The sequence below is a fragment of the Sphingomonas sp. BAUL-RG-20F-R05-02 genome, assembly GCF_022662305.1.
Classification (GTDB): Bacteria; Pseudomonadota; Alphaproteobacteria; order Sphingomonadales; family Sphingomonadaceae; genus Sphingomonas.
Genome location: NZ_JAKNQH010000025.1, coordinates 1 through 26,742, shown reverse-complemented (window position 1 = coordinate 26,742; position 26,742 = coordinate 1). Strand labels below are relative to the sequence as shown.

Sequence of the window (26,742 nt, the reverse complement as noted above, 5' to 3'; positions counted from 1 at the left end):
GTGGCAGTAAGCGCCTTTGCGACAGCGGCAGCACGATCGGCACCAAGCTTGGCGTTGGCGGCGTCGCTACCGCGTGCATCGGCATAACCGACCAGCCGGACCACCGCCTTGGGGTACGCCGCCAGAATCTGCGACAGTGCGCTCAGCGTTGGCTGGTCGTCGGCGCGGATCGTCGCAGAAGCTGTATCAAAGTTCAGCTTGTTGAAGGTGAACGTGCGCGGAGCTGCTGCTGCCGAGGCAAGGAACGCCTGCAGGTCATAGTTCAGTGTTTGCGGCTGAAGGTCGATGGTTTTGCCGCCCGGCAGTACAACTTGCTTGACCGCTACAGGAGGCGTCGCGGTGGTGGGTGTCGCAGTCGGTGTTGGAGCAACCACTACAGCATCATGCCGGCCGCAGCGGCTAAGCGCGAGCAGCGCTGCCAGGATGCCGAGCGCAAGCAGGATCCAGGCGAGCCAGTTGATCTTCTTCTTCTCGATATGGACCTCGCGGGGAGGCGCACCCCGAGTGTTTTTTGGATCGGCCACGTTTATTCCCCTGTTGCTGGTGATTGTTTTGCATGCTCGACCGTTGCCCGCATGGTGCGAACCGTCTCTGGTATCGCGACGTGCTCGGTAGTGCTGGTGCGCGTTATGCGCAGTTCCTCGATGACGAAGAGGCGCTTTTCGACGACCAGGCGCTCCTCGACCAATGACACGATCAGGGTATCACCTTCCTGACGGGGTTCGGGAGCCTCGGTGACGGCACGATCAACCGCGATCCGCTCGATCGTCAAATTGCCGCGCTCAACAGTATCTTCGAGCAATACGGTGTGCTCATCGACATGCGTCGATACCTGCACGCGGTCAGTAACCGTCTGAACCTTGTCAATTTCAAGCTGTTCTTCATAGAGCGGAATGGTCCGCCTATTATCATCGGGTACCACTGGCAAAACTCCGCCGATTATATCGGCGAGGCCACCGGGCGTGGCTGGTTCGCAGTACTGGCTCGAGGCCTTACGCCGCCCGTGCGACGCTCGATGGACACGTCCTATCGAGCGAGCCAATAATCAATGGCCAAGCAGTTGGTTCCCGTCAAACTAAGGCTAGAGGGCACCTACCAATAATTTACCGGAACAATTGTGCTGCTATCTCGATGCGTAACGGCAGCGTTCCGATGGCAATCCCAAAGGGCTAAGGCTGGCGCACCGTTTTGGCCTGCTGATCAAGCGCGCTTGCTTTGTCCTTGGCCGCACCACGGATCGCCTTCGCCTGCTCTTCGAGCTTATCTGCGTCGGCATCGGCCTGCGAACGAATGGCACGACCTTGATCCTTCAGCGCGTCGGCTTGTTCGTTCCGTGCTTTGGCCACGGCACGGTTCGCGTGATCTGCAGCTTTGCCTGCGGCTTCGGCTGGTCCGGTACCGTTGTAGGCTACGCCCGCGGCATTGGCTGCGGCCTCGTCCTGAGCGGCACCAGCTTTTTCGTTAGGACCGTGGCACCCAGCGAGCCCGAGTATCAGCACCACAGCGGCAATAATGGACGTTCTGTTCATGCTGCCTCCCAACCATCGAAAATGGGGCGGCGATAAGCCGCCCCATTCATATTCAGATATCGTCGCCCAGAGCGCCTTTGACGCTACCTTTGACGTCCTGAGCCGAGCCCTTGACCTGCTGGGCTTGGCCCTCTGCGGTCAGCTTGTCGTTGTTGGTCGCTTTGCCAGCGGCTTCCTTGACGTTGCCCGCGATCTTATTGCCAGCGGCATCAAGCTTGTCGGTGAACTCACCCATCAGACATCTCCATTACAGTCGGCACGCCCGTCGGTGCCGATCCTGAGGGTTTAAGATAATGCGAGAGGGCCGGGCTTACATCCCGGCCGGCAGCTCAACCTTCGACCGCCTCAACGTTGACGGCAGACTCGGCCAACTCGCTCATCAGGTCATCGCCCCGATGCATGTCCTCCACAGCAGCTTCAAGCTTGGTGGCATCGTCATCGAGTTTGAGCGCCTTGGCGAACGCCGCAACCGTGCCGAAGCCAGTGATCCCGTAGTGAGTCATGCGCTGGTACTGGGCGATGATCGCCGCATCGAGCACGGGCCCCGACTTGGGGGCTTCCTCGACGGTGTGCTTGAGCGCCTCGGCGACAAGGCCTTCCATGCCTTTGCAGTGCTCTTTTTTGAGCTTTTCGTCCTGGCCTTCAATAAGCGCCTTCAGCACGTCGGTGTGTTTGGCGATGCCATCCTGCGACGACTGGAGCATGTCTTTCAGCTTTTCGTTGGTCGCCTGCTTGACGATCTTCTTGAGCGCTTTGGCCATCTGGTCGTTGGCCGACCAAAGGTCTTTCAGCTCGTCGACGTAGAGCTCTTGTAGCGTTTCGATATCGGCCATCAGTGTCTCCTGCTTTCATATTGTCCGCTGAACGATCGACGCCGACTTAATGGTCCCGCACGGGAGGCTAAATCGTGCCAGCATGAAGCACGCTGGCGCAGATTGAGATGAGATGGGTGGAGAGTTTGGACCGAAGATGCCGCCCGTCCCATCTCAGCAGTTATTGAATTTGCTCACCTAACCACGGCAGCGCTGGACCTTCACCGGATGCTTGGCCTTCAGGTTGATGCTGGGCGCCACGACCTTGTGGTAGCGGAAGTGCTTGCCATGGCTGTTGCGGCACATGCGTGCTTCAGCCGGAGCAAAACCGGCGATAGCTGCCGCACATTAGCACTGTAGCGGGAGGTGGTCTTCAATATCGATAATCTCCTCATCAGAACCTTGATCAGTCGTTCAGGTGAAGCAAGCATGGAAGTTCGCAGCGGTCCCGATCGTTGCTAGGACGAACCGCTGCTCTCGCAAGATCAGGCCGCCCCGATCGCCTTCTCGATGTCGGCGACTGAGTGGCCGGTCAGGTCCTTGGCGATCTCCCCCGCCAGCTTGGCTTCGAGCGCCTTGTGGTAGTGCTTGCGTATCTCGCCGAGCGTACGCGGTGCCGCAATAACCATAAGGTGGTCCAACCCGCCCGACATCGCTTTCTTGTTGAGCATGTCGGCGACACCAGCTGCAAACGCATCTTCGTCCTGCTGGTGATCGGCAGGATTGGCCGAGCTGCTGGCATGGCGCCCACCGGAGCCCTTGTTGTCGATCGAAACATCCCCCACCGGCAGTGCAGTGAGCTTGGGCGTGTTTCCAATGCCCGTATTCTTAAATAGCTTAAGGTCTTCGCCATTTACAACAGCGACAACCGCCTTTTTACAAGTTACTCGTTCTGATCCCCAAATAAACGTTACGGTTTCGAAAGGATAATCTTTATTTCGTTATTCTATTTTTTCAGAAAAGCATTGAAGTTAACCCATAACATCATAAATGGTACCGTCGCCGCCGCTGTTTGAGAGATCCCATGAACATTGTAGACCTTGCCGCCCCGGCCACACTATTTGAAGCGAGCGACCCGCTAGATGAGCAACTGAACGGCCAAGCCGTGCAGCAGGGCACGGTTCAAGAGGTCGTGCTGACGGCGATGGAGTTCGCGGACTGCCGGCTAAAAACCGCCAAGATCGTCACGGCGGATCAGCATGAGCTTCGTGCCGGTGAGATTGAGATGATCTATATGGAGCGCATCGCCGATTAGCGCGCCTGTTCTCAGAAAATCTCTGGAACAATTACTCAGCCGGCTGTTATCCTAATCCAATCATCTGATCTGTATCCGACACCGGGACCATTCTAGCGGTTGAACGGGTGCGTTACGTCTGAAGTGACGATACGTAAGAACGCCCTCGAACGTAAAGATACCGTGATGGACCGATCGACCGAACCAACTCTTGGGCACGAGATCAAACCGGCGGATGCCGTCCATCACCCTGAAGGGGGGCTGCTCAAGCTAACCCTCGGCGCGATTGGCATCGTGTTCGGCGATATCGGCACGTCACCGCTTTACGCTTTTCGCGAGACGTTTGCGGGGCATCACACCCTCGTGGTCGATCGCCCCCATATCTTCGGCGTGCTCTCGCTTATCTTTTGGTCGATGATGATTGTCGTCACGCTCAAATACGTGGCGATCCTCATGCGGGCAGACAACCGGGGCGAAGGCGGTAGCCTTGCCCTCCTCGCACTTATCACCCGGAAGCTGCGGGGCTCGCGTTTTACGGCCGGACTCGTGCTGTTGGGAGTGTTCGCCTGCGCGCTGTTCTACGGCGACAGCATGATCACACCGGCGATCTCGGTGCTGTCGGCAGTGGAGGGGCTCGCCGTCGTACATGCGAGCCTTCAACCGCTCGTTATTCCCATCGCTGTTACAATCCTGATCGGATTGTTTTGGATTCAGCGCTTTGGCACGTCGGCGGTAGGCACGCTCTTTGGTCCGGTGGTGAGCGTTTATTTTCTGACGCTCGCGGTGTTAGGCGGGATCAGCATTTCACACGATCCGTCCGTATTGCTCGCGCTCAATCCGTATCACGCGTTTAACTTTTTTCGGGCAGATTTTCTGCACGCGTTTCTTGCACTGGGATCGGTAGTGTTGGCTGTCACCGGTGCCGAAGCACTCTATGCCGACATGGGCCATTTTGGGCGAAAGCCGATCGCGGTCGGTTGGATCTACCTCGTCTTGCCGGCGCTCATGCTAAACTATTTAGGGCAAGGTGCATTGCTGATCGCGCAGCCGACAGCGATCGCGAGCCCCTTCTTCATGTTGGCGCCGGACTGGTTCCGGCTGCCGCTCGTGATCCTTGCAACGTTTGCTACCATCATCGCATCGCAGGCGGTCATCTCCGGGGCCTTCTCGGTAACCCAGCAGGCCATGCAACTTGGCTTCATTCCCCGGCTGAAAACAGTCCATACCTCTGCCGCGGCTGTTGGTCAGATCTACATTCCTGTCATCAACTGGTTGCTGATGGTAATGGTCATCCTGCTTGTATTAATGTTCCGCACCTCAAGCAACCTGGCGTCTGCGTACGGTATCGCCGTCACCGGTGCCATGTTCATTGATACTTGCCTGCTTGCGGTGGTTCTGTTCCGTCTGTGGCGCTGGAACCGGTTTGTCGCCGGCGGCCTGCTGGCCCTCTTTTTTCTCGTTGACGGCGCCTATTTCGCGGCCAACCTCACGAAGGTACCAGACGGCGGCTGGTTTCCTCTTCTGATCGGTGGGATCGCGTTCACGTTGCTGACAACTTGGGGCACGGGCCGCAGGATCGTTGCTGAGCGGATGCGTACTACAGACGATATCCAGGCTTTTATCCAGTCGGCCGCCACCTCCGTCGGGCGAGTGCCTGGCACCGCCGTCTTTCTCAGTGCTGCCGCGGATGGCGTTCCCCATGCGCTTCGCCACAATATCAAGCATAATAAAGTACTGCACGACCGCAACATCATTGTAACTGTCCTGTTTGAGCGTGTGCCGTTCGTTGAAGACGCTGTGCACGCTGAAATTGCTGATCTCGGCGCAAGCTTCAGTCGCATTATCTTCCGCTACGGGTTCATGCAGCAAATGGACGTACCAAGAAGCCTGCACCGTGCCGAGTTTTGTGGCATTGGCTTGGAACTGGACGATGTCAGTTTCTTCCTTGGTCGACAAACGATAATACCCACGAAGCTGCCTGGCATGGCACTTTGGCGGGAGCGTCTATTTGCCTTGATGGTAAGAAGCGCGGAAACGCCGATGGAGTTCCTGAAATTGCCGACCAGCCGCGTCATCGAGCTGGGCAGCCAAGTGGAAATCTAGCCCCTCAGGTCTCCGCGCGTTTTCCGTAATCTGATCTCTGGCCAATCATCTGCGGTAGGTGGAGGAAGCGGATGTTGATGAAACCGAGGACAGCTGCCAGCACAGTTAGGATGGCGGCGGCATCGAAAGGCAATGTGTCCTTGCCGTGATCTTGTCCGACGTCAATTTGAAAGAGGGCGGCGAAGCCAACGTAATTCGAGCCTATCAATGGACCGCACAAAGGCACTTTAAATTGCCAGCATGCCAGCATGCCAGCATAATGGCAAAATACTATGCTGCGTTGCCAGTTCTAAATCTTACTGTATTGCTGTTATGCCGGCTTGCCGGTATGCCAGCAATATGAGAACAATCGCCATTGTTAGTCAGAAGGGCGGAGCTGGGAAAACGACTCTCGCGCTCCATATCGCAACGGCTGCAGAAGCTAGCGGTCTTCCCTCGGTCATCATCGACCTCGATCCCCAAGCTAGTGCTGCCGGGTGGGGGGACAGTCGGCAAGGCGAGGCACCAGTAGTTGTGGCACTCCCGTATTCTCGACTTAGCCACGGCCTCACCGCGGCCAGTGCGGGGGGAGCTAAGCTGGTCGTCATCGACACAGCACCCCATTCAGACAGCGTTGCGATAGCGGCAATCAAAGCTGCCGACTTAGTACTAATACCTTGCCGAGCCGGGATCCTTGATCTTCGGGCGATTTCCACAACCGCAGAACTCGTTGCGAGTGCCAAGAAGCGGGCTTTCGTTCTACTGAACGCTGTCCCCCCACGGGCTACTCAGCTCCTCGCAGACGCACAGGCCGCCGTTGCACAGCATGGGTTGGAGGTTGCTCCTGTCGGACTTCAACAGCGGGCGGCCTTTGGTCACGCTTTGACGGCGGGGCAAACGGCTCCAGAGTATGAGCCGAATGGCAAGGCAGCGGAAGAGGTCGATCACATGCTTCAATGGCTTAGAGCGATTTTGCAAATTTAGCAGCAAAACTTTATGCCAGCAATTAGGCGTGCTGATTTGCCAGCATGACAGCGATGCTGAAGTATGAACAAATAGGGGAAAATTATGGCTAAGCGACCGAGCCTTGCAGAAAGCATGAAGGCGGCAGCGAAGGATCCGGCTTCTGCCACAACGCCAATCGACCGGGATGCTTTACCGGACAAGATCTTGGCTGGATCCAGTTTGAGCGGCGACACGACGGCGAGCGGCTATCGAGCGAAAACACGGGAAGGCATGAAACGATTGACTGTTGTTGTTGCGCCGGAGGAACATCGGCGCGTTAAGCGCCTATCCGCAGACACAGATAGATCGATCGAAAGCCTGATGCGTGAAGCGCTTGCAAACTTCTTAGCAAACAATAATGCCTGATTGCCAGCAATAAGGCATTAAGAAGCCACAACGGCTTACCGAGACGCGATTAATTGAGGCCCGGTGTCCATAAAGCTGACAATTTCGACTCTGCCTTCAATTCGCGCTTTTCGGCCAATTTTAGGACGCAGCACCTCGTCCATTGCAGCCTGCCACTCTTCCGAACTTTTACCGGACCAACGGAGTCTATAGCCCGTCACAGTGCTTCGAGGACCACCTTCACGGATTATCTCAACCTCAACATTGCAGTCGGAGAGCGCATTCACTTCCGTTAGTGCAGGATCAAGCACTCGTCTTTTAAAATCTGGAAAACGGGTTAAAAGTTCGCGATCAACACCGAGAACTTCACGAAAATCATCAGGTTTAAAAAATTGGTTATCATGCTTCAAGTTTATGCGGAGGCAAATCGCCTCATAAAGAGCTAACGCATATTTTGATGAAAACGCGAACATCACCGAAGCTTTGATTCTACCCCAGTAGTCCGATCGTGATATAATATCTCGCACTTCTCTGTGGAATGAATAGGCAACTTCTCCGTTTGGATTATCCTCATCATCTGTTGTTGTCGTACTTGCCAGAAGTTGAACTCTCGTTGTCGCTTTGTTGCCATTGCTATCCCGTGTTGGGATCAGGATTAGCGTTTTCATCAAATTCTCGATGCTATCGCGGACGCGCTCGCCGCCGCGATGGCTAGGGCCACGTAAGCGCGCCATTGGAATCCGATGTTGCTGGTCCGACGCGATATTGCTGCCCGCACGCTCGATGAGCAAATTAAGAACCCGGCGATCATGGAGAGTGAGAGCAGCGCTTTGGCGGATGTCGATCAATTCGCCAGGCTTTACTATCCCCTCGGATGAATGGCGTTGTTTGATGGTACGTCCCATCCGACCATTCTGTATCGTGACGTGACAATGGTCAATCTGTCACGTCACGATGGATTGTCGGAGTAGTCAAAAAGGTGGCCCCAATTTGTCACGATCTAAAGGAAGGTCCGGTGGCGTACGCGCTAGCGTTGATATCCTCTAAGATGTTGATCTAAAAAGAAAAGAAAGACCATTTTTCCTGACTATTAACTGGATAGACCACTGTGGTCCCATCCGTCACGATACTCCCCCCGGTTTGTCACGATATCGCCCCCGATACGTCACGACTAAAGCCCCCGTTTCGTCACGTTAAGTCCCCTATTTGTCACGCTATCGAACTATGCGCCCTTATTTATCAGTAACTTATTAGAGGGGAATCTACTGAAACTAAGGGTTAGAAACTCTGAAGCAAAGATGCCCGATCTGGCGGTCAGTACATTCTTATTAAACACAGAAAGAGAACACGAAATAAAACGCCAACGCCTCAAACCACGAATTGGCTTTTTTGGGACGCTTGGGATCAAGCGGTATCGAACCGCCCGGCGAACTCCCGATCGGCATAGTACCGGAGCTTGTTCGCGATCACCGGCCGCTGCCCGGCAAGGAACAGGAGCTGACGGTCGGGCGAGAGTGTGCGGACCTCATCGGGTGTGAGCAGCGGGCGACCGACATGCTGCTGGCCGAAGGTAATCCCGCTGCCCTGCCCGTCGAGCGCCCGGCTCATCGTCTCGAACACCACCGTCTCCTGCCCAAGCAAATCGGAAACGAGCTGGGCGCTCTCCTGGTCGTTGACGCCGAACACCTGCAGTACGCCTGCGTTGGACAGAAATGTGCCGGCACGCTTGCCGTAGAGTGCCTGAAGCTGGTGCATGTCCTGCACGATCGGCCAGAGCTGGATCCCGTAACCTGCCATCAGCCCCATCGCCCGCTCGACGGGCTCGAGGTGACCCAGCGCCGCGAACTCATCGAGCAGGAACAATACCGGCCAAGGCGGGCGGCCCGGCGCCCGTACCAACTCGGTCAGCGCCTGCGCGATCATCAGGCGCAGCCAGCGGGCATAGGTATCGAGCCGGTCGGGCGGCAGCACCAGGAAGATACTCACCGGGCGCTCCTTGAGGTCGGCGAAACGGAAGTCCGAGTGCCTGAGCGTCTCGGTCATACGGGGGCTATCGAGGAAGTGGGTATGGCGCTGCGCCGATGACAGCACGCCTGCAGCTTCGCGATCAGACTTGCCAAGCTGGCGGTTGGCGGCACGCGCGATCAGGCCGCCGGCCTGCTGCATGCGGTCTAGCAGGGCGGTGAACGCAGCCGGCGCCAGCGTCAGGTGATCGCGCAGTGTCGCCAGCGTGCGGGTGGCGGCTGGTTCGCTCGCTACGATGTGCATCAGCAGGCCAGCGATCAACGCCTTGGCCTCCTCGTTCCAATGTGCCTCGGTCTGTTCGTTATGAGCGTCGTGGACCAGTGCGTCGGCGAGCGTCATGCAATCGTCGGCGACATCGAGGCCGGTCGGGTCAATGCGATCGAGTGGGTTATAGGCAGCGGCGCTGATAACGCCGGTGATCCCGAACGGATCGAGAATATGGACTGGCCCAAAGCGACCACGCTGGCGGGCGGCGATCCGGGCGTTCTCGCCCTTGGGATTGATGCAGACGGTGGCGAAGGGGTATTCGAGCAGATTGGGGATGATCGTGCCGACGCCCTTGCCGCTGCGCGTCGACGCGATCGTCAGGAGGTGGGCGGGGCCGGGATAGCGCAACAGCTTGCCCGACTTGCGGTCGCGGCCGATCAGCAGTCCCATGTCACCGGTCAGATCGCGGGCCTCCGCGTCAGTGGCGAAGCGGGCCGAGCCGTGGGTGTCATCGGCGTCAGCGTTTCCGTAGTGCAGGATGAGCGGCTGGAAGAGCGCACGCAGCGGAATGAGCAGGACCGCCAGCCCAATCACCACCTGGATCAGCGCGATGATCGTGTCACCGGGGCGGAAGTACCAGATCAGTGCGTCCGTGGCGAGGATCAGGACGATCGCCACAGCCACCATGAGGACCAGGACGCCGAACAGGTCCCTGGCGAACCGGAAGGGAGCGAAGACGAGCTTCTGGACCGCCCAGACCGGGTTCTGACGGGCGATTCGGGCAGGGTTGCCCGATGCGCGGCGAAGCTGGCGGAACCATGCGATCATGAGGCGGCCTGAAACAGGGTGATGCTGACGATGCCGGGCAGGGCGGCGATGTCCGCCTCGATGGCTTCAACCGCTTCCATGCGGTCGTTGGGCCAGTCACGCGACACGCTGACGGCCCCGGCGTCGGTGTCGATCTCGATGAGCCGGGTTTGCGGCAGGAGATTGAGCAGGCGCACGAGCCGGTCGTGCAGCTCAGGTGTGATCCGGGCAGTGCCGGGTCCGACCGTCAGGAGCTGCCAGGTGCGCGGTCCAGGATCAGTCGTGGCGAGCATCATGACTCCGCGGTAATGAGCAAGGGATCGAAACAGCAGAAGCCATGATCGCGGATGAGGCGGATCGCTTCCGCTTCGTCCGGGCGCGACCCGTCCATCGTCAGACGTTTGTGGAAGGTCCACGGGCCGAGTTCGACGGGCAGGAGGTGGCCGGCTTCATCGTCGGTGAGTGCGCATACGTCGCGGCCCATGAAGCACCAGACCGGAATACCGTCCCTGATCGTGATGGCCGCGCCATTGCTACCGATCGTCATTGCAGCCGCCGCCTGTTGGCGGCGACCTTGCGCCGATAATGCTTCAGTGCGCCCTGGGTGGCGCCGAGCGGGGTCATGCCGAGCGCGCCGGTCATCAGGCGGGTCTGTAGCTCGATCGCGGCGCGGACCTTCTCCGTCACCATCAGCTCGGCCTCTGCCGCCCCGGCGCGGCCTCGGCGGCGATACGGGCAGTGCGCAGCGCCATCACCGATGCTGCCTCCGCGCCGAGGAGCCACATATCCATGCCGGTCTTCATCCAGGACCCGTAAGCCTTGGCGTTCATCATCATGGGGTCATCTCCCGTGTGTCGCATCCGGTCATGGGCGGGCGGCCAGGATCATGACGAGCCGGACCGTGGTGATGGCGACGGCCGACGAGCCGACGATCAGCGTGCGGCGGCGCAGCGTTGCGAGGGTGTGTTCCAGCTCGTTCAGCGAGGCGAACAGGTTGCCGCGAGAATAGACGACCGTCCGCCCGACCTCGCAATGGCGTCCGGAACCGGATCGTACCTCGATCACGCCAGATCTCCTCGTCGGCGATCGGCACCGGGCCAGGGCACGATCCCGGCCGGGGCAGGGGAGGGCGTGGTGCCGATCGTTATCATGCCGTGCCAGCGCGACCGGAACGGCGTGGCGACCGGATCGACCACGCCAACGAGCAGGGCGGGGTCGTCGATCAGCACATGGTAGGCAGCGCCCGTGGCGGGCGCGCCGAGGTAGTAGACCGTGCCCGTGCACCCCACGACCGTACAGGGGTCCGTGCGATCGATCAGGCCGGCAGAGCCGCCCAGCTTGCCCCGGAGCGTATCCAGGTCGACGTGGAGCAGCGTGCCGCACCGCCGGCAGCGTGAGCGCGCTCGCGCCAGGCTTCGGACCATCGCATCGAGCGTGCGCGTCCAGACCGGCCAGAAGGCGACGACATGGCCGGGTCCGGACGGTTCGGTCACCGGTCGGGGGTCGCTTTCATGGCGTCCCCGGCGCTGGTAAAATATTCCTGCACCGGCTCACCCTTGTGGAACGTCCGGGCGTGCGCGATCACGGCCGCGACATGCTCTTCGCCCGACAACTCGCCGGCGACGTAGCGGGCGTTCAAAGCCTCGACCTCGGGGGCCAGTCCGCCTCCGGAAAGCTGGACGCTGCCACGGGCGAAATCGACGGCTCGCTGGCGTTCGGCGCGCTCTTCGTCGGATATGTCAGGCATCAGTGCTGTTTCCTCTTTCCTCAGGCGAAACCGTTGCACGAGACAGACAGGACCTTGCGGGCCGTCAGATCGTACTCGACGTTGACTACCGAACAGCCGCCATCGAATATTTTCGGGATGTCGGCGGGATCATCGAACCATCGGCCCGGGGCGGCGGGGCGTCGGGTAGGTGGAAGATCGTATCGGCCGACGACCGTGCCGACGCCAGTTAACGCATAGTCCTTGGTATATGCCCCGATGGGATGCGCGCCCACGGGCATCACCACCGTCCGCTCGATCTCGCTCGCGAGCGCGGTGCGATCGACGGGCGGCAATGTCACCCGCACGCCGGTCGGGGCCAGCAGCTCAAAATACGGAACCGGTCCGCGTCCCTTGCCTTCGCCGACAATCGTCATTCCCAGCGCCGGGGTGTCGGGAGAGGGCAGCGTCGCGAGCCCGCCGAGGCGGAAGGGGAGCGTCACGAGCGACGTGTGTCGTTGATCGGTGAAGGCGATTACCTGTGACCGTCCTGTACCGTCAGCGGCATTCCACAGGCCGATCCAGGCATTGTCGGCGCTGTAGGCCTTGTCAGCCATGATGAAACGGTAACCAGGTATGGTGGGAAGATTCTTCGGCTGCTCGGGCGTGTAGCCGGCATTGTACCCGCTCTTTCCGATATGCGGGGTGACGATCGCCTCGACGCCATGCTTTCCCCAGCGGTTTTCCCACTCAAACCAGCAGCCCGACGCGCGGGAATGGATCGAACCTGGGGCAAAATCGAAGTCGGTGAAGCGCGGGTCATTCGACCGCAGCAACAGGCCCCATTCGTAGCGGACCAGGCCAATGCGGGCATCACCAGGCGGCCGCCACCCATTGCCAGTGCGATACGTGCCGCCGATCGCTTCGAGTGGTATAACCGTGGACGTGATCGTGACCGGCTCGCCGGACGGGGCAGGGCAGGAAGGCGCTGCCGCTACAGCCGCGAGCGCTGCTATGACCGTTATCATCCGCCCGTCTCCCTCGGTTCTTCTTCGGCATCGAACGCGCGCCTTCCCCGACGTTTCCAGAGCGCGACCGTATCACCAGCATCTTCGTTCCGCGCCCTGCCGACCAGCTCCAGCAGCGCACCGTAGATGGTCGCGCGATCGTCGTCAGCGAGATCGACCAGCCCGGCTTTTTGAACGAGACCACCGAGCTCGATCAGGCGACGGGTTCGTTCGCGACGTTGCATTACCCAATCCCGCTTGTCGTTACTCTGACGAAGTGCCGACAGACGACGGATTGCTATGACGGTCCGTCGTTCCATCCGAGCTGTCACCACGAGCGGTTTCAGCACCTTTGCGCCGGCGTCGTTGAAAGAAGGCAGCGCCCTTCGCCCGCCATGCCTCCTTCGCTTCGTTATCCTTCGAGGCAACCGCTTCCAGTAATACGCCAGCAAGAATTTCCAGATCAAGCGTGTCGCCACCGGTGGAGGCGACGAGGCTGCCGAGTTGTTCAATACGGCGAGCTTTAAGTGTGCGGGCACGTTCTTCCAGCGCTTTCAATTCCGCGTTATAGTCCCTGATCTTCGCCATAGAACATGATCCTCCGCGTTGAACTCGTATCGGCGTGCAGGACGAGTAGGTCAGGACACACCTTAGCAGAAGCGCGGGCAGTCACAAGCAAGTAGCAAAGCGGATTGTGTAGTGCGCGCTTATACGTCGTTGCCGACGTGCGCTAAGAAGAGTAGAAGTGAGAACAGAGTGGCTATCTATCACTTCTCCGCCAAGGTCATCAGCCGCAAGAGCGGCGCGAGCGCCGTTGCGTCCGCTGCCTATCGCTCCGGGTCGGTGCTGTTCGATCAGCGGCTGGACCGGCATCATGATTTCTCGAAGAAGGCAGACGTGATCCACTCGGAGGTGATGTTGCCGGAGGGGGCGCCGGAGCGTCTGACCGACCGCACGACGTTATGGAACGAGGTGGAGGCAGGCGAGAAGCGCAAGGACGCGCAGCTCGCCCGCGAGATCGAGTTCTCGATCCCGCGCGAGATGAACCGCGAGGATGGTGTCCGGCTCGCCCGCGACTTCGTGCGGGCGCAGTTCGTCGATCGCGGGATGGTCGCCGACCTCAACGTGCATTGGGACCGCGCGGAGGACGGCAGTCCGAAGCCGCACGCGCATGTCATGCTGGCGATGCGCGAGGTTGGGCCGGGCGGCTTCGGCAAGAAGGAGCGCGACTGGAACCGTGGTGAGCTGTTGCAGCATTGGCGGGAGGCTTGGGGCGCTCACGTCAACGAGCGGCTGGCGGAGCTTGGAATCGATGCGCGGGTCGATCACCGCTCCTATGCCGAGCAGGGCATTGCGCTTGAGCCGCAGAACAAGATCGGGCCTGCCGCATCGCGCCGACCGGAGCAGGGGCTGGAAGCCGAGCGGATCGAGGATCACGCTCGCATCGCGCGTGAGAATGGCGAGAAGATCATCGCCGATCCCAGCGTGGCGCTGGACGCGATCACGCGGACGCAGGCGACCTTCACCACCCGCGATCTGGCCGTGTTCGCTTTCCGGCATTCGGACGGCAAGGATCAGTATGACCGGGTGATGGCGGCGGCGAAGGCAGCGCCGGAACTGGTCGCGCTGGGCAAGGACGGGCGTGGTGACGAGCGGTTCACGAGCCGCGAGATGATCGCGACCGAGGCGCGGCTGGAGCGGTCAGGTGATCGGCTTGCCGAGGGGCGCCATCACTTCACGGCAGCCTCCCATGTCCATCAAGCGCTGGACGCGGCCGAGGGGCGAGGGCTTACCCTGTCCGGGGAGCAGCGGGACGCGCTGGGGCGGATCACCGAGCGCGACGGGCTCGCCGGCGTCATCGGCTATGCCGGCACCGGCAAGTCGGCGATGCTGGGGGTCGCGCGCGAGGCGTGGGAGAGCGCCGGCTACACGGTGCGCGGTGCGGCCTTGTCCGGCATTGCGGCCGAGAACCTTGAGGCCGGCTCCGGTATTCAATCCCGGACGATCGCAAGCCTTGAATATGCGTGGGGCAAGGACCGCGACCAGCTCGGGCCGAAGGACGTGCTGGTGGTGGACGAGGCTGGCATGATCGGCACGCGGCAGATGGAGCGGCTGCTGTCGGCGGCCGATCAGGCCGGCGCCAAAGTGGTGCTGGTCGGCGACCCCGAGCAGTTGCAGGCGATCGAGGCCGGGGCGGCCTTTCGTGCGGTATCCGAGCGCCATGGTGCTGCCGAGATCACCGAGATACGCCGGCAGCGGACGGACTGGCAGCGCGACGCGACACGGTGGCTCGCCACGGGCCGCACGCCGGACGCGATCCAGGCGTACCGCGACCATAACATGGTGCGCAGCGCCGGCACACGCGAGCAGGCGCGGGCGGGGCTGGTGGAGGGCTGGGATCGGCAACGGCAGGCCGAGCCCGACAAGAGCCGTATCATCCTCACGCACACCAATGTCGAGGTGAAGTCCCTGAACGAAGAGGCGCGCGAGCGGCTGCGGGCGTCGGGCGACCTCGAGCACGATGTGGGTGTGCAGGCGGATCGGGGGACACGGCAGTTCGCATCCGGCGATCGGATCATGTTCCTGCGCAACGAGCGCGGGATGGGCGTGAAGAACGGCACGCTGGGCACGGTCGAGCAGGTATCCGCCGACCGGATGGGCGTGCGGCTCGATGACGGGCGGCAGGTGGCGTTCGATGTGAAGGACTATGCCGCGGTCGATCACGGCTACGCCGCCACTATTCACAAAAGCCAGGGCGTGACGGTCGACCAAGTGGACGTGCTGGCGACGCCGGGCATGGACCGGCACGCCGCCTATGTAGCGCTGTCGCGGCACCGGGACGGGGTGAAGCTCCACTATGGCCGCGACGATTTCGCCGACGAGGGCAAGCTTGCCCGCATGCTGTCGCGCGACCGGGCGAAGGACATGGCGGCCGACTATGCGGTCGAGCCGGACGCCGAGGTTCGTGCTTTCGCGGACAGACGCGAGATCCGGCTGCCTGAGCGGGTGCACGAAATCGTGCGGACGGTCGAGACAAGGGCGAGAAGCATGTTTGCCGGCTTCCGGCCGAGGATGTCGGATGTCGGACTTCGCGACACTGTACCCGAAAGCACGAGTCCGCCCGCACCCGCACGCCCGGTGCCGGCAGCGCAGCTTAGCGAGGGTGAGCGGGTGCCAGCGTCCAGGCGGGGCATGTTCGACGGGTTGAAGCTCGATGCGACGCCAGCGAGGGCGGCACCGACAAAGGCGTACGAACCCAGTCAGGACCTTGCGTTTGTGCGTGCGGTCGAGCGGACCTCACGCGCAGCGGACGCGGCATTGCAGACCAAAGCCTCGAGCGGGGTCGTACTCGAGCATCAGAAGGTGGCGCTTAGCCGGGCGATCGATGCACTGGACCAGATCCGTCCCCATGCCTCCGATGACATGCATGAAGCGAGGATGCGAAACCCCGCCCTGCTGCGCGAAGCCGCTGCAGGGCGCAGCGGTCCGATGATCGTGGCGATGGCTGAGGAAGCCCGCGTGCGGACCGATCCGCATCTGCGCGCCGAGCGGTTCGTGGTTTGCTGGCAGGAGCTTCGGGGCCAGCACGCAGACTTTGCCCGTGCTGGCTATGCAGAGGGCCGCGACAAAGTGAGGCAGCAGATGGCGGACATAGCGAACGGCCTTGAACGCGATCCTCAGGTGGAAGCACTGCTGCGCAGCCGGTCACGCGAGTTGGGGCTCGCGATCAGCGAGCATCAGGACCCGGACATCGGTCGTGAGCTGTCGCGTGACCTGAACCGTGACCGTGATCTGGGGATGGATCGATAGGGAGTACGTATGGACGACGGGCGTGACGACATGGGCGAGGACGGCGCGGTGCGGGCGTTCGCAGAGCTTACCCGCGAGGTGTCGTTGCTGCGGGCCGCGATTACGGGGCTTACCGCCGCACGCGACGCGATCGACATCCCCGATTACGAACCGACGCTTGCGCGGACCGAGCGGCTTCTGACCGAGCTTACCCGGCGGATCGACGCGATGGGCAAGAGCCCGGCGATGATGCTCACGCCCGAAGAGATGGGACAGCGTCTAAATGCCGCAGTCACCGATGTCGCGCGCGAGCTGCGTCACCAGATCGGAGCGACGGACACGATGCTGCGCAACGTCGCGGGCAGCCTGTCCGACCGGCTGGGGGCGGCCCGGCGCCGCGATGAGCAGAACCGCTTGCTGCTGTGGACCGGGCTGGGCGGTTTGGTGCTGGGCGTGTTGCTCTACGCGATGATGGCTGGGCCGATCGCGCGGCTCGCGCCGTCAGGCTGGTTGTGGCCCGAGCGTATGGCGGCGCGCATCGTTGACGAGCGTACTCCCTGGGAGGCCGGCAAACATCTGATGCGACGTGCCTCGCCGGCGAGTTGGGACGCGATCGTCAGTGCCGCCAATCTGGCGAAGGACAATCGCGAGATGATCGATAAATGCCGTGCCGCTGCTGCCAAGGTGAAATCCAGGACGGTGCGCTGCACGATCAAGGCCGGCAATTAAGCGTTTGATCAAACGGTTGACTGGTGCGATCTTTTCGTGGGGCTGGAAAGGAAACTGCATCGCAATGTGCCGAGCTGAGCGAGCGGCTAACCCCAGCGGACCCTCTATGCGGCCAGGACAGCCTGTGCCGCGGCGCTGGCGGAGGCCAGGCGGGATGTCGAAATACCGCACAGACTGCGCCCGATGTGAGCGGCAGCTTGGCAGAGCACTTGAATTCGGTGAGTGATAGGGGGGAGAGGTGCTTACGACCTTGGAGCAGCGGCATAGCGGACTGCTGGCACTGATGGCGACGATGCGCGAACTGATCGCGAGCGACGAGATCGATCGCGACGCAGTGACACGGACGCGGTTGGGGCTGGGTAAGGCGAGCACCGCCCGCACTAGGTATTTAACAGAGGCGGTCTATCCTGCGCTGCTCGATACGCTGGCCGACACTGCGGCTGCTCGAGTGCGTCAGTTACGCTTTGATGGAGCTGACGACCGGGCGCGATCGTCCGCGCATGTCGGCAAATGGAACACTGCGGCTATCGTGCGCGACTGGCAGGGTTTCCGACGCGACGCGGCAACCATCCTTCCGATGATGGAAACCCGGATCGCGCTGGAAAAGCGCGTGCTGTACCCTTTGTTGGAGAAACACCGCCGATGACGCAGTACAGGAGGATCTGATGGCAGACGAAGCAAAATTGCACCGGGAACGGGCTGACGCCGAGCGGGCGATTGCGGCGGGTTCGACCTTGCCCATGTGCAGGGCGCTGCATTGCGCGGCAAGGGCGTGCTGCCTATTCATCCTTGATAGCACGAACTCCCGCCTGAAACCTTTGCTGCAACGCACAATGAAGCTTGAATAAGCGGGCTGATCGGTAGAGCGAAGCTGGGCGGGCAACTTCTCCCCAACTTATCAGGTCAGCCTTGCCGGCCATTTTCTTGGGTAGCACCGGTGAGTGGCAGGCAGCTATCGCGTCTTCGCGAACGGTCGAACAGCGTGGCAAGCGATAGGTCTGCGCAGAACCGTGGAATGAGACTGGGGTAGGAGGTGCGGCGCTATAAACAGAGCCTCATAGCCAGGACTATCAGCCGTCAATGAACCGCTTCAGGTGAGAAATAGTCATGGACGAGAAGCCTACCCCCTCCGGTCTCACGAATGTCTACCTCCGCGTAATCGATTCCGCCTTGCTGGTCGCGATTGCACTGGCGGTGCTCCAATATGCTGGATGGACTTACCGACAGGCGTATCTCAAGCGGTTCAGCATCGATCCGTCTGGCCTCGACAGCTCCAGTGTTGCCGTTGGTGTCGAAGGGCTGGGTGCGATTATGACCACGTTTGCTGCGTGGGCGATCGCAAGCATGTCTCTCTTCGTCTTGGCGGTCAGTACGTGGTTTTTCATCCGCTGGGTTGAGCGTCGCCGAGGCAAAAACGAGCCGGTGTTGGATCGGACGGCTATTATGATGATCCTAGCCGGCGGTCTTGCGATCGCGATCGCGATTGTGCTCGCCAGCGGATCGATCGCGGGGCGGCGGGCGGCCGAGGACCGCATTGAGAATGTTCGCCGGGGGGAGACGTGGACCTACCATCTTGATCAGGGGGCGATTGCTGGCGTCCTGATCGTGCAGACTAAAGACACGACCTGGATTCTCACCAAAGACGGTGTCCGCTTGATACGAACGTCGGGTATTCGGTCGATTAACGGGCCACTCTTCAATGGTCTGCGCGCTAATCCTCACCCCTAATAGTGTCACAACCGCTCGAGGCTGTTGGAAAAGTCGCTTCGGCTTGGAAGGGGCGTCGGTCAAAGCAATATTCTTCTTGTATCGTGCCTACCGTCGCAACCGCTTGTGCAAAAGTGGCTACCTTCAAGTAATCATATTACGCGCTAGGTCGTCGCACTGCCTGCTTGTCGAGTTTTTCAACAGTCTCGGTTGGTTCTGCCACGAGCATGAGCAGCGTTAGGCTCCCCGCTTCCCTGCGTGGCGCCGCTCTGGCACACATGGCTTATGTACGGCTAGAAGACCTCGTATTGCGCTGGCTGCCCTGATCACGTTTGCTCGCTTGGCGCGCCCCCCTTTTGCGACTTCTACCAGCACGGAGATTGATCAATGAATCGATGGGTAGCTGTTACGATGACGGCCGATCATCAGCAGGGAGGGCGTTTCTATGTCATGGAGGCGATGCATTTTCCAGGATATCCGCGCCCGCCCTATGCAGCTGGTGACGCGATCAACATCGACCGCACTAATCTTTCCCAGATCGGCGGCATAATACAGACCGTTACCGGTCGGAGTTTCGCCGCCGGCTTTACCGATGGAACTCGCCTGGAGTTTTCGCCAACACCGCCCTCGGTACCGGCGCCATCCCTTCAGAGCCAAATTCCGTTCGACGACATGATGGGGCGGCCTATCTGAATGGGCCCCGCATTATGCGGCAGGTGAGCGACCAGAACGGAAACGGTAAACTGCTATCATTTAGCTGGAGAACACACGTTGGACATGCCAACCTACCTAGCCGAGGTACAGCACGCGGCATCGTCTCTTATAGCCCTGATTTGGGCAGAGCATGACGCAGTTGAGCATGCGACAGATCAGCTTGATAAGCTAACTGCTGCGGCCAATCGAGACTACGACCGGGTCGATTTCATGGTTCGGAATGACCTTGATGACGATGGGATCGGTACGTTCCTCCACTGGGAAACCTATTTCGGTGTCGACAAAGAGCGCTATCATGCAGCCGAAGATGTGAGCGGCCTAGAGGAAGTTCGGGACGCCCGCCGTCAGTCCCGAGCTGCCATGTCCGGCGCCTTGCTACAGATCGCCAAGCAAGGGCTTTCTCAAATCCATGGAAAGCCAGCTACGATCCCGCCGGGACGAACAGTCATGAGCGTCGACCTTAAGACTATAATTTGGGAGGGGCGTAATCAGAGCCTCCACTGGGAGGAAGGAAATCCGCGTCCGGCCATTGTCACCTGCTTTGGATCGTTAGCCGCTGCCGACTCTGTGTTTGGCGGGTATGCGACCACGAACCTCGCATTCGAAACTATAAAGGCACTCGAATGGCGTAACTGGGAAACTTACGAGGCCGATCTCCTGTCCATAGGTTGAGGCCTAACTCTCCCAAGTCAGATAAACTCATGATATCAAGTCGGTTGCGCTATACTGCGCTCAGTAGGGCTGGCGTATCCGGTGCAACTCCCTTCGCCGGCCGCAATCCTGACCCCAATCTGGGAGCCAATGCTGGGGACCGGACCTCATCGGGACGAGCGAATGGCGGTGCTAGTGGCCGACACGTCGTTGAAGCGGTTCGGCATGCCCGATGAGGTGGCGGCTCTGGCCTTAATGCTCGCATTGGACGACGCGACCTATATAACCGGGACCGAGCTGACCATCGATGGCGGGTTGCTTCTCGCATCGGCAGCTTCGCCGGGATAAGGTGGTAGCGGGCGAGCCAAGATAACTCGCCCGCATCTGGTCAAAACCGGACGGTTATGACGCCGGCTCGCCTAGTGCTACGCGGCATACCGTCCGTCAGCGAGGCGGCGGGCCATTCCGAGACCAGCAAGTGCATCGAGCACCGGACGGACTGTGGCGGCGCGCCTGCCCTTGAAGCTGCGGGCTATGTCGCTCGCGCCAAGCGGCGCGGGAGCGGCGGCGAGGATCGACTGCACCGCGCCGACCTGCTCGGGCAGCGTCGCCGGCCAGGGAATGACTTTGCTGACGGGAGCCACCGCCGCCTCGCCGAGGTCGAGTGTGGTCGCGACCGGCGCGCGATAGCCGGGGTCCTGAAACTCAGGGCGCAGATAGCGCACTAGCCCGTGGGCCTCCTCCGCCACCCGCTCCTTGTTGAGCGCGACGAGGCGGGTAAGGATCGTCTCCTGGTCCAGCGTGCCGGCGCGGTGCTCGTCGCCCCAGCCATAGGCATCCGCCACCCCCTCATTGATCGCGTCGTGGTGCTGGCGGATCAGCGTAACGAGCCCACGATCGTGAATGTCGCGCTCCTGCGGAGTCAGCGCGCGACCTTCGCGCAGCGCTTCGAGGACGTTGTAGAGTTTGGTGAGGGTCAGGTCTGCATGCTCGGCGAGCACCCGCTTGCGGAGGGCATCGAGCGCTTCGGCTTCGGTGTGGATACGGTCGTGCAAGAGTTGGGGAACGTCGGCGGGAAACGGGAAGGGATCGAAGCAGCTGCCTTTGTTGAAGCGTGGCCGATCCTCAAGCGTGCCGCCCGCAGCCAAAACCCAGGACAGGTAGATCGTGCTCGACATCACCCCGAGGTAGAATGCGTCCTCGACGGCTACCGCGAACGCCGTGCTATCGATGTGTGTCTCATTGTGCGCAAAAACAAAGAAACGGTGCTTTGAGGTCACTGAACTGATGATCATACGGTCAATGTTCCGGATAGCGTTTCGCAACGCCTCATTCGATCGCCCGTAGAGCCACCAGTTGAGGCGACGACTTTCCTCCTTGTTCTGGTCCCTTTCCGGCTTCACGTGGTTTAGAACCCACTGATACATCAGTGGATGGCTTGTTCGAGCCTGAATCTCTGTTAAGCCGTGCAAATCAATGCAATATAGATTGCGGGATCGGCCATTGATATCGCTTCCGTTCCGTAAGGGGAAAATGCGGCGATTACCAGTCTGTTGATCTTTACCCAAAGCTAGAGCCGTCTCCGGCGCAATGGCAAACCCGGTACCGTTAAGCTGAAATCCTACGGCACAAAGCGATTCGTTAGCTTGGAGCGGTCGTGCACTCGGTACCGACGCGCCGACCGACAAGTCTGCGCCAATAATGCCAAAACGGACCGTCGCCGTTTCTGCGCTTTCCGCAGAACTTGAGTTCGTGGCGATAGCCTCTAGGCGCCCGACATGGCTTCCGCTCGTTACAACGGTCATCGCCACCCGAACTGCCGCTCCATCTTTAAGATCGACCCAAGGCGCGTCCGGAAGGGCGTAGAGAACAGAAACCGGCTGGCGTGCCTCAAGCCACTTAGCTAGGACGCGTCTACTAAAGACTTGTGTAACGCTGTTGGTCGTTACTAGTCCGAAGCGGAAGATTTCACCCGCCGCGACGAGCCTTGCGGCGGCTTCCCACCAGTACATTACAAGATCGGTTCCATCCGGCACATCCGGGTAAGTAAGGCGAAGCGCAGCGACGTAGTCGTCACCTAACTGAAGCTTAATCTGCTTCTTGCCGATAAACGGCGGGTTCCCGACGATGAAGTCGGCCTTCGGCCACTTGGCCGCACGCGGTTTCACATAGCGATAGACCTCTACTCGCGCCGTTTCGTCCGGCACCGGCTTCCCGGTGACTGGGTGCTGCTTGGCCGTTTCCCCATCCCAGCGGGTGATGGGCGTGCCGGAAGCGTCGCGCTCACGCACTCGCTCGTCCCATTCGATCAGTGCGTCGCGGTTCTCGATGGTGCGGATGTCGCGCAGGATCGGCTCGGGCGGCGGGCGGCCGGTGCCATTCACGCGGAAGTGCCATTGAAGGTAGCCGATCCACAGCACGAGCTGTGCGATGGCCGCGGCGCGCGGGTTGATCTCGATCCCCAGGAAGTTCTCCGGCGTGATCGTGTGGCCGGTCAGCTCGGCTAGGTACTGGTCGTCGCCAAGGTCGACGAGGAGGTCGAGTACCTCGCCCTCCAACTCCTTCATTCGCGCCATGGCGACGTAGAGGAAGTTGCCCGTGCCGCAGGCGGGATCGAGCACGCGGGTCTGCGCGAGCCGGGTGTGGAAGGCCTCCACGGTGCGGCGCGCCTCCTCGGCCTTGCCCTGGTCGATCAGCTCGGATGCGGCGACGCGCACGCCCGCCCAGTCGGCGCGGAGCGGCTCGATGATCGTCGGCCCTACCAACCGTTCGACATAGGCACGCGGCGTGTAGTGAGCGCCCAGTTTGGCGCGCTCCTTCGGGTTAAGCGCGCGCTCTAGCAGTGTGCCGAAGATAGCCGGCTCGACCTCCGTCCAGCGATGCTCGGCCGCCTGGATCAGCACCTCCAGCTCCTCAGCATCGAGCGGGATGGCGGAGCGATCCTTGAATAGATAGCCGTTGAACCGCTTCAGCGGCACGCCGAGTGCGGGCGAGAACTCACCGCGATCCATCGCCGCCCACAAGGCGGTGAGCTGGTGCTCTAGGTGCTGCGGTGCCGCTCGCTGGGCCTTGAGGAGGTTGGTGAAGCTCTTCTCTGGGATCAGCCCGCTGTCTTCGGCAAACATCGTGAAAAGCAGGCGCATCAGGAAGCCGCTGGTACGTTCCGCAGCGTGACCGCGTTTCTCCAGCCGGCGAGCGACGGTGGCGAGCAGGTCAGCAATCTCGCGGGTAACCTTCGACGAACGAGCAGCGGGATCAAGGCTGGTGGGCGCGTCCCAGATTGCCGCCAGCCGCTCGCGAACCTCGGGATGGTGCAGGTCGTCAAGCATGATCCGGTAGCGTGATCGGTCGGGAAATTGGGCGTAAGACTTCCCTGTACCGGTGAAGTCTGCATAGACCTCGATGCAGTAGCCGATGTCCGCGACGAGCAGGAACGGTGGCCATCCATGATCCGCTGGCAGCGCCTTGGCGTAGCGTTCGGCTTGGCCCTTTGCCTGCACCATCGCCTTCGCCCAACCGGGCGTGCCGCGTCGCGCCGTGCCCCGCTTCAGGCGGGCAGAGGCTGTCTGGCCGAACAGGTCGAGATCATCCTCGCCACGCTCGGCTGCGGCACGATCGGCCTCGCTGCCCTGCTTCGCTTCGAGGATGAACGCGCTTCGCTTGTAGCAGTCTATCCGGCCGAAGCTGACGGTCCCGTCGCCGTTGTCCTGGAACACACGGCGTTCGAACACATAATCATTGTGAGTATCGTCGGTGCGGCTACCATGGGGCGGTTCAACCCCGATCAGCTGGCACAGGCCGTTGATGAAGCTCTGCGTGTTTGCGAGTTCCGAACCGCCCGTGTCGCGCCATTGCGCGATAAAGTGATCAACGTCGATATTTTCCCCCATCCAAACATCCTAAGGCGCTGTCGATTAAGTGAGCAAGGCTTCTCGACAACAAGCTCTCGCCGGCCAATGGCACGTAGGCAGAAGCTTAAAGCCACAAAGGTCTGGTGTCCCAATCCTGCGGAAATCCCATTGCGCTCAGATCGCCGGTCGGATGCTGAGCGAGCAACGCCGTTAGCTCATCCCGCCAGACCGATGCCGGAGCGACCTGCCGCAACAGGTAAACGATGAGGACCAAGGCGTTGTAGAGCCGAGCTGGAGCATGGGCTGCGGGCGGTTCAAGCGTGCTGACGAGGGAGGCCGGCTTGAAGGGCACCCGCATGCGCAGTAGAAAACCACGGTTCCAGAGCCGGGCATGATGTGCGCAGCTGTTTCGGATTGTGGAGAGATGCTTGAGAAGCGGCACCAGCACCGCCTCGTGAAGACCAAGAGGCTTAGCTATGGCGTTGCGCAGCGCTCGATCGTCGAGCAGCGCATACCAGCGGGAGAGCTGCCCGAATGACATCATCTCCGCCACCATCCATACCGGCGGCATTGCCGGCGTGCTGTAGGTCTGGCGGTAATGGTCGATGTACGTCTCAGGCGAGCTTGCCACGTCATTGGTCAAGCGGGTCAGGTTGTCATGGTACCTACCAGAATGTTGATAGAGCGCTGCATCCAGGTAGCCATGGGGTCCAAACCGCTGCGCTAGCTCGTAGGCCCAGCTTCCCCGCACAGCGACCTCGATCCGCTCAATCGCATCGAGCACTAGCAGCCGAAGGCGACGGTCAAAATCGTACAGGGCGGTGACGGTATCGAAGCTGGTGCCCGGTAGGAAACGGGGGCCAGGATTGCTCTTGGGATGTTCGAAGGGCAGCCAGTAGGCGCTGAGGCGGTAATAGCTGACATGGCGTAACCAGTGCTCAGCCCGCGCCATGTCGGGGATTGCCATGCCTTCGGCTTGGAGATGTTGAATCTGTTGCGCGATTGTCGTCGCGGGTTTTGTAAAAGGGCGTAACACCCATCCTGCTTAGCAGGGTAAAAAAAGACCCGCCAAGTGTGCATGCCCTTGCGGGTAGAGGCCTGGCGGGTTCGATTGCCCCCGAGATATGAGCGAAAACCCAACAAAGCAATAACGACTGGCCGTTTTTGGAGCGGCTCTGCGGCAGCTACAATCTGGCAGTCGTTACCGGATCCACGCGTAGAGAGATCTGCTGTCGTCGAGCATGCTGATCGGCGTTGGCGTAATCCAATCGGCGCCCCACTGAGGATAAGGCCCGTAGAACAAGTCACCGAGCGCACGCCGATAATGCGCATTCATCCAACGTCGACGGCGATGCTCGGGGCCGTCGTTGATCATGTGGCAGCGTTGGCAGAGCGCTGCCAGCTGCTGAAGTGCGCTGTCGCTGGGGTCGTGATTGAGGTGGGCGCAGGCTAACCTAACCAAAGTCCACCTGCCTTCAGCTAAAAGGTTGTCTGTCGGCCGCCTGACGCGACGTCCCTTGCCACTGCGCCAATATGCGCGGTTTCCATCCCACCAACGGCCATCACCCATGTGGAAAACTCTCTGGCCATCAGGGCGACCGCAATGTTCGCAGCATCCTTTCGCCCGGACAAAGCGAACGTGATGTGACAGCTGCGGCCAATCAATTGGGTACAGATATATATGCTCGGGACGGATCGGCATCAGGCCTCCCCTTCCAACATATCAATTTGCGGAGCGGTCGGAATCATAAGGTCAATGCCGCGGCGCTCAGCGCCCGGTAAAGCGTGGCATGATGGCACTTGAGCAGCTTGGCGGCTTCGCGCACCGACGTGCCCTCGCTCACCAACCGCTCGCCGAGTGCGATCTGATCAGCGGTGAGCTTGGGCGGGCGCCCGAAACGGACTCCTCTCGCCTTGGCCGCCACTCGCCCGCTGCTGGTGCGCTGGTGGATCAGCTCGCGCTCGAATTCGGCGATGCCGGCAAACACGGTCAGCACCATGCGACCCGCAGGCGAGGTCGTATCTGCCCAAGGCTCGGCTAAAGAGCGCAGGCCTGCGCCGGCTTCTTTCAGCTTCTCGGCAATATCGAGCAGGTCGCGGGTGGAGCGTGCCAACCGGTCGAGCCGCGTTACCACCACTGTGTCATCGTCGCGCAGCTGCTCGATCATCCTGGCCAGCTGGGGCCGGTCACGCTTCGCGCCGGAGATCTTCTCCTCAAACGTCCGCTTGCATCCAGCCTCCTTCAACGCGGCGCGTTGCAATCGGAGATCCTGATCATCGGTGGATACACGGGCGTAGCCAATTAGCATGTCGCGTAACTGTATCGAAAAGCAAATGTTATGCAACAGATTTTTGCGACATCAGCTAGCTAGTAAGCAAGTGCATGGCAGCGCTGTCGCGAAAATTAGGACATCTGCAGTACGGGTCCGAACCTTGCCAGGCTCTAAAAATAATCAACCATCCTATAACTGCTATGCGGCCCAGCTTGGCGACCTGCGCGCTTCACTCCTTGCGAATGAGCGATGCCTCTTTTTCTGCGAAGA

General features: G+C 60.6%; 33 protein-coding genes and 1 pseudogene. 12 read left to right on the top strand and 22 right to left on the bottom strand.

Annotated elements, in window-relative coordinates; all coding sequences use genetic code 11:
* From L8F97_RS22915 to L8F97_RS20895, 6 genes are all read right to left on the bottom strand, one after another.
* Positions 1-524 (bottom strand): OmpA family protein (locus L8F97_RS22915; RefSeq protein WP_242154468.1); only part of this gene is annotated, 524 nt, incomplete at its 3' end.
* Between the two features lie 2 nt (positions 525-526).
* Complete coding sequence (locus tag L8F97_RS20915; protein WP_242154466.1) at positions 527-922, bottom strand: YsnF/AvaK domain-containing protein; 396 nt, start codon at positions 920-922, stop codon at positions 527-529.
* Positions 923-1,169: 247 nt separating this feature from the next.
* The gene (locus tag L8F97_RS20910; protein ID WP_242154464.1) at positions 1,170-1,529 is read right to left on the bottom strand and encodes a hypothetical protein; all 360 of its coding nucleotides are present in this window, start codon (positions 1,527-1,529) and stop codon (positions 1,170-1,172) included.
* A 52-nt stretch (positions 1,530-1,581) separates the two neighbouring features.
* Positions 1,582-1,764 carry a CsbD family protein gene (locus L8F97_RS20905; protein WP_242154462.1) on the bottom strand — a complete coding sequence of 61 codons (183 nt, stop codon included), beginning with the start codon at positions 1,762-1,764 and terminating at the stop codon, positions 1,582-1,584.
* Positions 1,765-1,858: 94 nt separating this feature from the next.
* Positions 1,859-2,362, bottom strand: coding sequence for a ferritin-like domain-containing protein (locus L8F97_RS20900; RefSeq protein WP_242154460.1), 504 nt, complete (start codon positions 2,360-2,362; stop codon positions 1,859-1,861).
* Positions 2,363-2,826: 464 nt separating this feature from the next.
* Positions 2,827-3,246, bottom strand: coding sequence for a host attachment family protein (locus L8F97_RS20895; RefSeq protein WP_313932077.1), 420 nt, complete (start codon positions 3,244-3,246; stop codon positions 2,827-2,829).
* A 119-nt stretch (positions 3,247-3,365) separates the two neighbouring features.
* On the opposite strand from L8F97_RS20895, the gene L8F97_RS20890 reads away from it, so the two are divergent.
* Both L8F97_RS20890 and L8F97_RS20885 read left to right on the top strand, forming a co-directional pair.
* Entirely contained in the window at positions 3,366-3,596 is a 231-nt protein-coding gene (locus L8F97_RS20890; protein WP_242154458.1) for a hypothetical protein, read from the top strand.
* A gap of 165 nt (positions 3,597-3,761) precedes the next feature.
* Positions 3,762-5,678: a potassium transporter Kup gene (locus L8F97_RS20885; protein WP_242154456.1), complete on the top strand. Its 1,917-nt coding sequence runs from the start codon at positions 3,762-3,764 to the stop codon at positions 5,676-5,678.
* A gap of 4 nt (positions 5,679-5,682) precedes the next feature.
* Here the strand turns inward: L8F97_RS20885 and L8F97_RS20880 are convergent, their stop codons facing one another.
* Positions 5,683-5,928 carry a hypothetical protein gene (locus L8F97_RS20880; protein ID WP_242154455.1) on the bottom strand — a complete coding sequence of 82 codons (246 nt, stop codon included), beginning with the start codon at positions 5,926-5,928 and terminating at the stop codon, positions 5,683-5,685.
* Between L8F97_RS20880 and L8F97_RS20875 the strand changes: the two genes are divergently transcribed.
* Both L8F97_RS20875 and L8F97_RS20870 read left to right on the top strand, forming a co-directional pair.
* Entirely contained in the window at positions 5,919-6,641 is a 723-nt protein-coding gene (locus tag L8F97_RS20875) for an AAA family ATPase (RefSeq protein ID WP_313932076.1), read from the top strand. The genes L8F97_RS20880 and L8F97_RS20875 overlap by 10 nt on opposite strands.
* Before the next feature lie 84 nt (positions 6,642-6,725).
* Positions 6,726-7,028: a hypothetical protein gene (locus L8F97_RS20870; protein ID WP_242154451.1), complete on the top strand. Its 303-nt coding sequence runs from the start codon at positions 6,726-6,728 to the stop codon at positions 7,026-7,028.
* A 35-nt stretch (positions 7,029-7,063) separates the two neighbouring features.
* On the opposite strand, the gene L8F97_RS20865 is transcribed toward L8F97_RS20870, so the two are convergent.
* The 12 genes from L8F97_RS20865 to L8F97_RS20810 all read right to left on the bottom strand — a co-directional run bounded on the left by L8F97_RS20865 (position 7,064) and on the right by L8F97_RS20810 (position 13,346).
* The gene (locus tag L8F97_RS20865; RefSeq protein ID WP_242154449.1) at positions 7,064-7,912 is read right to left on the bottom strand and encodes a replication initiation protein; all 849 of its coding nucleotides are present in this window, start codon (positions 7,910-7,912) and stop codon (positions 7,064-7,066) included.
* A gap of 499 nt (positions 7,913-8,411) precedes the next feature.
* Positions 8,412-10,067, bottom strand: coding sequence for a type IV secretory system conjugative DNA transfer family protein (locus L8F97_RS20860; RefSeq protein ID WP_277925116.1), 1,656 nt, complete (start codon positions 10,065-10,067; stop codon positions 8,412-8,414).
* Positions 10,064-10,342: a hypothetical protein gene (locus L8F97_RS20855; protein ID WP_242154447.1), complete on the bottom strand. Its 279-nt coding sequence runs from the start codon at positions 10,340-10,342 to the stop codon at positions 10,064-10,066. Before L8F97_RS20855 ends, L8F97_RS20860 begins: the two co-directional genes overlap by 4 nt.
* Positions 10,339-10,593: a hypothetical protein gene (locus tag L8F97_RS20850; RefSeq protein ID WP_242154445.1), complete on the bottom strand. Its 255-nt coding sequence runs from the start codon at positions 10,591-10,593 to the stop codon at positions 10,339-10,341. The genes L8F97_RS20855 and L8F97_RS20850 overlap by 4 nt, the downstream gene beginning before the upstream one ends.
* On the bottom strand, positions 10,590-10,736 hold the full coding sequence (locus tag L8F97_RS20845; RefSeq protein WP_242154443.1) for a hypothetical protein: 147 nt from the start codon (positions 10,734-10,736) through the stop codon (positions 10,590-10,592). The genes L8F97_RS20850 and L8F97_RS20845 overlap by 4 nt, the downstream gene beginning before the upstream one ends.
* Positions 10,736-10,882, bottom strand: coding sequence for a hypothetical protein (locus tag L8F97_RS20840; RefSeq protein WP_242154441.1), 147 nt, complete (start codon positions 10,880-10,882; stop codon positions 10,736-10,738). The genes L8F97_RS20845 and L8F97_RS20840 overlap by 1 nt, the downstream gene beginning before the upstream one ends.
* 28 nt (positions 10,883-10,910) lie before the next feature.
* Entirely contained in the window at positions 10,911-11,111 is a 201-nt protein-coding gene (locus L8F97_RS20835) for a hypothetical protein (RefSeq protein WP_242154439.1), read from the bottom strand.
* On the bottom strand, positions 11,108-11,539 hold the full coding sequence (locus L8F97_RS20830) for a hypothetical protein (protein WP_242154436.1): 432 nt from the start codon (positions 11,537-11,539) through the stop codon (positions 11,108-11,110). Before L8F97_RS20830 ends, L8F97_RS20835 begins: the two co-directional genes overlap by 4 nt.
* Positions 11,536-11,793 carry an antitoxin VbhA family protein gene (locus L8F97_RS20825; RefSeq protein ID WP_242154435.1) on the bottom strand — a complete coding sequence of 86 codons (258 nt, stop codon included), beginning with the start codon at positions 11,791-11,793 and terminating at the stop codon, positions 11,536-11,538. Before L8F97_RS20825 ends, L8F97_RS20830 begins: the two co-directional genes overlap by 4 nt.
* Before the next feature lie 20 nt (positions 11,794-11,813).
* On the bottom strand, positions 11,814-12,587 hold the full coding sequence (locus L8F97_RS20820; protein ID WP_242154433.1) for a hypothetical protein: 774 nt from the start codon (positions 12,585-12,587) through the stop codon (positions 11,814-11,816).
* Between the two features lie 188 nt (positions 12,588-12,775).
* A complete protein-coding gene (locus L8F97_RS20815) occupies positions 12,776-13,003 on the bottom strand; it encodes a conjugal transfer protein TraD (RefSeq protein ID WP_242154431.1) in 228 nt (75 codons plus the stop codon).
* A 19-nt stretch (positions 13,004-13,022) separates the two neighbouring features.
* Positions 13,023-13,346, bottom strand: a complete 324-nt coding sequence (locus tag L8F97_RS20810) for a conjugal transfer protein TraD (protein WP_242154429.1) — start codon at positions 13,344-13,346, stop codon at positions 13,023-13,025.
* A 168-nt stretch (positions 13,347-13,514) separates the two neighbouring features.
* Here L8F97_RS20810 and traA point away from each other — a divergent pair, with 168 nt between their 5' ends.
* The 8 genes and pseudogenes from traA to L8F97_RS20770 all read left to right on the top strand — a co-directional run.
* Positions 13,515-16,568: a Ti-type conjugative transfer relaxase TraA gene (traA, locus tag L8F97_RS20805; protein ID WP_242154427.1), complete on the top strand. Its 3,054-nt coding sequence runs from the start codon at positions 13,515-13,517 to the stop codon at positions 16,566-16,568.
* Between the two features lie 9 nt (positions 16,569-16,577).
* Positions 16,578-17,276, top strand: a complete 699-nt coding sequence (locus tag L8F97_RS20800; RefSeq protein ID WP_242154425.1) for a DUF6118 family protein — start codon at positions 16,578-16,580, stop codon at positions 17,274-17,276.
* A gap of 238 nt (positions 17,277-17,514) precedes the next feature.
* Entirely contained in the window at positions 17,515-17,922 is a 408-nt protein-coding gene (locus tag L8F97_RS20795; RefSeq protein WP_242154423.1) for a hypothetical protein, read from the top strand.
* A gap of 19 nt (positions 17,923-17,941) precedes the next feature.
* Positions 17,942-18,124: a hypothetical protein gene (locus L8F97_RS20790; RefSeq protein WP_242154421.1), complete on the top strand. Its 183-nt coding sequence runs from the start codon at positions 17,942-17,944 to the stop codon at positions 18,122-18,124.
* Positions 18,125-18,383: 259 nt separating this feature from the next.
* The gene (locus tag L8F97_RS20785) at positions 18,384-19,004 is read left to right on the top strand and encodes a hypothetical protein (RefSeq protein WP_242154419.1); all 621 of its coding nucleotides are present in this window, start codon (positions 18,384-18,386) and stop codon (positions 19,002-19,004) included.
* Positions 19,005-19,370: 366 nt separating this feature from the next.
* Positions 19,371-19,676: a hypothetical protein gene (locus tag L8F97_RS20780; RefSeq protein ID WP_242154417.1), complete on the top strand. Its 306-nt coding sequence runs from the start codon at positions 19,371-19,373 to the stop codon at positions 19,674-19,676.
* Positions 19,677-19,754: 78 nt separating this feature from the next.
* A complete protein-coding gene (locus L8F97_RS20775) occupies positions 19,755-20,369 on the top strand; it encodes a hypothetical protein (protein ID WP_242154415.1) in 615 nt (204 codons plus the stop codon).
* 37 nt (positions 20,370-20,406) lie between these two features.
* Positions 20,407-20,696 (top strand): annotated as a pseudogene (locus L8F97_RS20770) (SDR family oxidoreductase); the annotation flags it as partial.
* 77 nt (positions 20,697-20,773) lie between these two features.
* Here the strand turns inward: L8F97_RS20770 and L8F97_RS20765 are convergent.
* From L8F97_RS20765 to L8F97_RS20755, 3 genes are all read right to left on the bottom strand, one after another.
* Positions 20,774-24,238 carry a class I SAM-dependent DNA methyltransferase gene (locus tag L8F97_RS20765; RefSeq protein ID WP_277925115.1) on the bottom strand — a complete coding sequence of 1,155 codons (3,465 nt, stop codon included), beginning with the start codon at positions 24,236-24,238 and terminating at the stop codon, positions 20,774-20,776.
* Positions 24,239-24,323: 85 nt separating this feature from the next.
* Positions 24,324-25,166, bottom strand: coding sequence for an Abi family protein (locus L8F97_RS20760; protein WP_242154412.1), 843 nt, complete (start codon positions 25,164-25,166; stop codon positions 24,324-24,326).
* 778 nt (positions 25,167-25,944) lie between these two features.
* On the bottom strand, positions 25,945-26,508 hold the full coding sequence (locus tag L8F97_RS20755) for a recombinase family protein (RefSeq protein WP_242154410.1): 564 nt from the start codon (positions 26,506-26,508) through the stop codon (positions 25,945-25,947).
* Positions 26,509-26,742 lie beyond the last annotated feature (234 nt).